The organism is Caballeronia terrestris, assembly GCF_001544515.1.
GTDB classification, from domain to species: Bacteria; Pseudomonadota; Gammaproteobacteria; order Burkholderiales; family Burkholderiaceae; genus Caballeronia; species Caballeronia terrestris.
This window is the reverse complement of the sequence record NZ_FCOL02000132.1, coordinates 1-6,605: the sequence shown is the minus strand read 5'-3', so window position 1 is coordinate 6,605 and position 6,605 is coordinate 1. Positions and strand designations below refer to the sequence as shown.

Annotated in this window: 2 protein-coding genes and 3 pseudogenes; 2 read left to right on the top strand and 3 right to left on the bottom strand. The window is 60.6% G+C overall.

The genetic code is table 11. The features are described from left to right. Nucleotides 1-133: 133 nt before the first annotated feature. The 3 genes and pseudogenes from AWB67_RS33480 to AWB67_RS33460 form a co-directional block, all read right to left on the bottom strand. Nucleotides 134-1,489: an IS110 family RNA-guided transposase gene (locus AWB67_RS33480; RefSeq protein WP_061168032.1), complete on the bottom strand. Its 1,356-nt coding sequence runs from the start codon at nucleotides 1,487-1,489 to the stop codon at nucleotides 134-136. A 232-nt stretch (nucleotides 1,490-1,721) separates the two neighbouring features. Then, nucleotides 1,722-1,988: pseudogene (locus AWB67_RS33475) on the bottom strand (transposase); the annotation flags it as partial. 1,434 nt (nucleotides 1,989-3,422) lie between these two features. Then, nucleotides 3,423-3,695 carry a hypothetical protein gene (locus tag AWB67_RS33460; protein ID WP_087660298.1) on the bottom strand — a complete coding sequence of 91 codons (273 nt, stop codon included), beginning with the start codon at nucleotides 3,693-3,695 and terminating at the stop codon, nucleotides 3,423-3,425. A gap of 693 nt (nucleotides 3,696-4,388) precedes the next feature. On the opposite strand from AWB67_RS33460, the pseudogene aspT reads away from it, so the two are divergent. Further along, nucleotides 4,389-6,081: pseudogene (aspT, locus tag AWB67_RS33455) on the top strand (aspartate-alanine antiporter). Nucleotides 6,082-6,141: 60 nt separating this feature from the next. Continuing rightward, nucleotides 6,142-6,605 (top strand): annotated as a pseudogene (locus AWB67_RS33450) (bifunctional aspartate transaminase/aspartate 4-decarboxylase); the annotation flags it as partial.

Genomic DNA, 6,605 nt, shown 5'->3' with positions numbered 1-6,605 from the left:
CGCTGGTCGACACACACAGCAGTCGACACATCGGCGGCACCGGGTAGTCCTGTCGCATCTGCTCAATCACGCCGTACTTCACCGCGAATCCTTCGCGAAGTACGTCGCGAATTTCCTGAGAAACTCTTCTGCGTCAAGTCGGTTTGGCTTGCAATACGAAGCCCAAGGATTCGGCTCGTCGGGTGAGATTTTTCAGGACCCGCTGCCGGTAGCGTTCTTCATAATATTCGGCGCCGGGGTCTACATACTTTATCCCGAAACGCAATGTGTTATAGAACAGCACCGCGACCTTGCGGGCCGTAGCCGTGACGGCCTTTGCTTTTCCAATCCGCGCCGACAGCCGTCGGTAGAAACCGCCGAGGGCTGTGTCCGTCTTGCCAATCGTGACGGCAGCGAGACGCAGCGCAGCAGCAGCCTTGCTGGATGAGCGACGCGTTTTGGAGGACAGCACTTTGCCGCCGGAAATCTTGTTGCCCGGCGCCAGACACAGCCACGATGTGAAGTGTTTCACCGTCGGCCAGCGCGACATGTCGGTGCCGCATTCGGCGACCAGTTTCAGCGCAAGGTAGGGGCCGAGTCCGTGGATCTGTGTCAGGTCCACGCCGAGCACGTCGTAGAGTTCTGCGCGCACATCGAACGAGAAGTCGTTTGACTGCTTGCTCCGACGACGCGCGGCAGGCAGTGGGGTGTTCACCGGCGCCGCATTTTCCTGTAGTTGCCGAAGCACGAGTTCAATACGTTCGTCGCACTGCTTAACTTGCGTCTGATAAAAGTCATAGAGCGCGACTGCCTGGGTCAATTCGAACACGTGTTCGTCCTGATAATGACCGACCAGCGCATCGCGAATCGTTTCTATTGATGCCCTGCAGCGGACGTCACGATGTCGGGCTAGTTCTTCTGGATTGCGTTCTCCGGCGACGATCGCGCGGATGATCTTCATGCCGGTAACGCCGGTGACGTCCTGCACAACATGATGCAGTTGCAGGTTCATCTGCATCAGCGCCTTCTGCATGTGCTGGATATGCGCTGCGGCATACTCGAGTAGTCGTTCGCGTTGACGCAGATAGGCGCGTAACGTCGCAATATCATGCCGGGGACGGAAGCTGGCTCGCAGCAGGCCGTACGCGTGAAGCTTCTGCAGCCACTGTGCGTCGTTGACATCAGTTTTGCGGCCCGGGACGTTCCTCACGTCCCGCGCATTAACCAACACCACCTCGAAGCCGTACGCTTCTAATACTTCGAACGCGGGAATCCAATAAATGCCGGTCGACTCCATGGCGATCGTGGTGACTTCCACCTGCTTGAGCCACTGCGCGAGCTGGTGAAGCTCCTGCGTGAAGCTGCGAAATGAGCGGACCGGTTCCGGATCACGTTCCGGTCCGACCGCGACCACATGAAACTGCGCACCGATGTCGATCGCCGCAGCATGAGGGTGCACTACCGTGATCTGTGCCGCGTTGGCGGCGCCTCGGGACTTCGTCGTCTTCATGTCTGCCCTCTACCTATAGGATGGTCAGAGGGCGGGACAGCGGAGTTGATCACTTTCCTGAACGGGATCGCCTGGCGGCGTCACCAATGCTGGGTCCGCATCAGTCCCTGGACCATGTTTTTTAACGGGATGAATCACCAATAATTTGACGGCCGCTCCCTCTGATGCGCATCAGTGTAGCGCCGCACGGGAGTTTCTGCCCTTCGGGCAGGGGCGCGCCTCTTAACCTGTTTTTTAATAAATCGCGCTCCATCTTCACTTCGGCCAGTTCCCGTTTGACCCGGTTCAGTTCCATCTCCAGCTCGGTCAGTGGCTTTTGCTGTTGTTCAACCTTGCCGAGTCTGCCCGCTTTCGCGGCGCGCACCCAGTTCGCCAGCGACTTCATCGGGATCGACAACCGGCGTGCCGCTTCCGACACGCCGACGCCTTCCGTCAACGCGAGCTTGACCGCCTCTTCACGAAATTCTTTCGTGTAGACCGCTTTCGGGATTCGATTCATCTATGCCTCCGTTCCTTTATTTTACGAAACATTGGTATCCACTTTTTTCAGCCGGCCTCAATACTTGTGCGGGACGATATGTCGTCACACTTGCCGCATGGGGATAACACGACCCCGCCAGCCCGCAAGCCTCAAGCCCATAAATTCCATCGGCAGTCGTCATCTTGCCGGAAGAGCTTGTCAATGATCTTGTGAGCCGGCCAGGACGCGGCTGCAGTCGGTTTGCGTTGTTCTATCCCAATTTGGTCTAAGATTTAAAAATCAGAAAGCGAATGCTGGCCCGCTCGGCGGCTCGGGCCGCCGGCACCGGGGAGGCAAACTCCATGGGCTTTGTGTTGTCAGCCGTGATTTTCCTCACGTCAGCTGGATTTCTTGTCAACGCGTCGCTGGCGCCGACCCCGCCGGAGGCGATTGTGCCAGCCTCCACTTCCGGCTCGAGCGAAGGCCGGACCTCGGTCCCGCAGATAAGGCCCGAAATCTCCGAACAAGGCACCGCCCCCTCCGCGCCTCCAACGGCACTGCCAACAACACGGCAGCGTGGGACGAACGCATAAGCGCGATGCGATGCTCGATAGCGCCCGATGGCGCGTCGCGCACGATCAAGCAGTTTGGCTACTTTCCTCAGACCTGGCACCCCTGCAGGTGCCGATCGTTGACGATCTTCATCGGAACGTCGAACTTCTAAAATTGACGGAAGCCGTAGGTTTTTATATTTCTTGATCCAAATCTGTGGTCCCAGTCGGTACTACCTGCACGTGAATCTCGAAGCCGTTATACAACTCAACGAGTTCAGATCCAGGCGTTTGACCATGTCCGTCACATGGCCGCCAGCACGGTTCAACGCCCGAGCCGTTTCGTCCGACGCTTGGCTTTGAAGTTGTCGCTACGAATTGCGTCCTTCGTGTGGTGACAAGGGCGCAGCGCGAGAGCTTGGTCCTTAATTGCCCGCGTGCTTCAAGACCAGTGGAGGGAGGGCTATCACGTCTTCATCCCAGTGACGCGCCGGCAGGGTTGGGATGAGGTGAAGCGCTTCTTTACGCGGGACGGCGCGTGGTATACCCCGTTCTATCTCGACGTGGGGGCGGGCACAACGAAGTTTACGCGACAGGCCCTGACAGCGCTGTCCTACGCGACAAAGCGGGTCGATTCCAGCCTGCTCTTCGATACCTCGCGTTTTACGGTTCGGGCGATCAACTGGTGCAAACGCTGCGCCCTCGCGGCCCAAGCGTGAATGTGTCCTTCAAGTTTTGATCGCGCGTCGGCGGCCGTTCGAATCGCAAGACGCTGGTGACGGCCAGCCTGATTTCGCAATCCGTTCTGCCTGAAAGCGACACCACGCCTTGCGGTGCTGCTCCGCGCGAAATCGGGCACCGAAGGTGGTCGACCCGCGCGCCGCATTTGGCGGGGGTACGCCATTCGACCCCGCGAACTCCTTTAGTATTTGATGTCCCGCTTTTGCTGACGGCCTTCCTGCTTCGTGTCGCGCTTGTCGTGCCGGCACTGCGAGTTGCTCTTCTGGTTTGCGGCGCCGCAGTCGACTATGGCCGTGCGCCCTTCGTGTTTGGCAGCCTGGTTAGCGTTTCTGCATTCTTGACGCTGGCGCGACTGATTAGTGGCCAGCGAGGCGTCCGATAGTGCCAGGAGTCCGGCGGTCACAGCAAGCATTGCGCCCGTTCGTCTCCCGACTCCGTTTCTTACTTCGACCATTTCACGCTCCACCGTGCTTGGTTGAACCCGCCAGGTCAGCTATTGCGCAGAACCGCCTTCACTTTCTCGTAGAGAGCCAACAACCAGGGACGCCCTTTCGATAATGGCGATGAGCATCCATTACATGCAGCCCATGATGGCATGAATCATGCGTGGCCCGGAGCGATTTCAGACGCGACAATCACGACCGACTACATCTGGCCCGAGGGCACGGGACTGGCAGCGCCACGATACGCTTCTCTGCGCAATTGCCGAGACGAACATCGACCGCACTGCTGATCGTCGGATAGAATCGCGCGTCGCAGAGTAGATCATGGTCCAACACCGGCGTGCCGGCTGACTGCCTAGCCTACCAGCGACGCATTATCTTGCCGCCTGCGCGGGCCGCTGGCCGGTCATCGCGCGCGTCATTGCTTGCGGCGCGTCGGCCCACATTATCGGTTTACATTCCGCAGTACCCGACTAAGATAAAACGGGTACGAACGTCCGTCTCCGCATGCAGACCCGCAGCAGAATAAATATCGCAACAGTGGAAGGCGACGTTTCGATTTATCGGCGTAAGCCTGGGCATCGCACGCGTATTCGCGCGGTCTCGCGAGCAAAAGGGACTGCGTCCTGTTCCAGTAGCGTCGAAGTCCGTTTCAAAAGTGCTCGCGGAAATGTCCTCTTGTGGATCACCCAAAGGGAGTGCGTATGTCATGGCTTACAGCAACACTACGCAGTTATCCTGAGATCGCAGTCTTTCTTTCGCTGGGAATCGGGTATTGGGTCGGAGGAAAGAGTTATAAGGGATTCAGCCTTGGCGCGGTGACGGCCACGCTGCTCGCCGCCATCGTCATCGGACAGCTCGGCATCACCATCTCTTCGAACGTCAAGTCCGTTTTTTTCCTGATGTTCCTGTTCGCGGTCGGCTATGGGGTCGGGCCGCAATTCGTCCGTGGCATCGCAAAGGACGGGGCCTTCCGCAGGCGCTGTTCTCCGTCGTGCAGTGCGTGCTGTGTCTCGCGGGGCCGCTTGCGGCGGCAAAGATCGCGGGCTATGACGTGGGCTCCACGACCGGGCTTTTCGCCGGCTCGCAGACCATCTCAGCATCTATGGGCCTCGCCACCGACGCCATGAACCGCCTGGGCCTTCCCGCCAGCGAGACGAAGGCGCTGCTCGACGCCATGCCCACCGCCTACGCGGTCACCTACATCTTCGGCACGATCGGCTCGGCCATCATCCTCGCGATGATCGGCCCAAAGCTGCTCGGCATCGACCTCGTCGCGGCATGCAAGGAATATGAAGCGACGCTCGGCGGCTCGACCGACCTGGGCGGCGCCGGGCAGGCCTGGCATCGTTACGAGTTGCGCGCGTATCGGATACCGGAAGACGGGCCGATCGTTGGTCGCACGGTGGGGCAGGCCGAAACGATGGCACCGAGCGGCACGCGGCTTTTTGTCGAGCGCATCAGGCGCGGGAGCACGGTGCAGGATGCAAAACTCGAGGACGTGATACAGGCAGGCGACGTGGTCGCAGTCGCGGGACGCCGCGAGCACCTCGTCGAGTTGCTCGGGCCGAAAGGCCTCGAAGCGGAGGATCCGGAACTGCTGGCGGTGCCGGCGGAAGGCGTCGACGTCTTCGTGACGAGCAAGGAAGTGGACGGCAAGACGCTGCAGGAACTCGCGGGCTTGCCAGCGGCGCGCGGCGTGTTTCTTCGCCGGATCAAGCGCGGCGCGACGGAGACTCAGATTCCGGTCCTGCCGAGCACGAAGCTGCATCGCGGCGACACGTTGACGCTCGTCGGCCGCACGCAGGACACCACCGCCGCCGCGAAGTCGATCGGCGTGCTCGACCGGCCGAGCAACGCGGCAGATATCGCGTTCGCGAGTCTCGCCATCACGTCGGCGCGCTGGTGGGCGCCGTGGTCATCAAGGTGGCGGGCATCCCGATTACCTTGTCGACGGCTGGCGGCGCGCTGATCGCGGGCATCGTGTTCGGCTGGTTCCGCGCGATTCATCCGACCTTCGGACGTATTCCCGAGCCGACCATTTGGTTCATGAACTCGGTGGGACTGAACGTGTTCATCGCGGTCGTCGGGATCACGGCGGGTCCGGGGTTCGTGAAGGGCCTCCAGCAACTGGGTGTGAGCCTCTTCCTATGGGGTATCGTCGCGACCTCCGTGCCGCTCATCATCGGCATGCTCATCGCAAAATACGTCTTCAAGTTCCATCCCGCGATCCTGCTCGGCATCTGCGCGGGATCGCGCACGACCACGGCCGCGCTCGGCATGATCTGCGACGCGGCGAAGAGCCAGGTGCCGGGCCTCGGCTACACGGTCACCTACGCGGTCGGCAACACGTTGCTCACGATTTGGGGCATGGTCATCGTGATGCTCATGACCTGACGCACCCGGTCCGCAGTCCGGACTCCCCTTACGCAATTAACCAATGTCTGGAGGTGTGGGATGGCAAAGTCCGCGAAGGCAGGCTCCGACGATCGCTCGAAGATGGCCTCGCTGAGCCCGTTCGAACTGAAGGACGAACTCATCAAAGCGGCGGGCGGCGGCGCGGTGGAACGCCCGGCCAACCTGTCGATGCTCAACGCGGGCCGCGGCAACCCCAATTTTCTCGCGACGACTCCGCGCCACGGCTTCTGGCAGCTCGGTCTCTTCGCGATGCGCGAATCGGAGCGCTCGTTCGCGCACATGCCGGAAGGGCTCGGCGGCTTTCCGAAGCGCGAAGGGCTGGAGGAGCGTTTCGAGATTTTCGCGCGCGACAACAAGGGCGTGCCGGGTATCGATTTCCTGCGCGGCGCCGTTTCGTACGTGCGCGACCAGATCGGGCTGAACGCGGGCGAGTTTCTCTACGAGATGTGCGAGGGCATTCTCGCGTCGAATTATCCGGTGCCGGACCGGATGCTGAAGCTGTC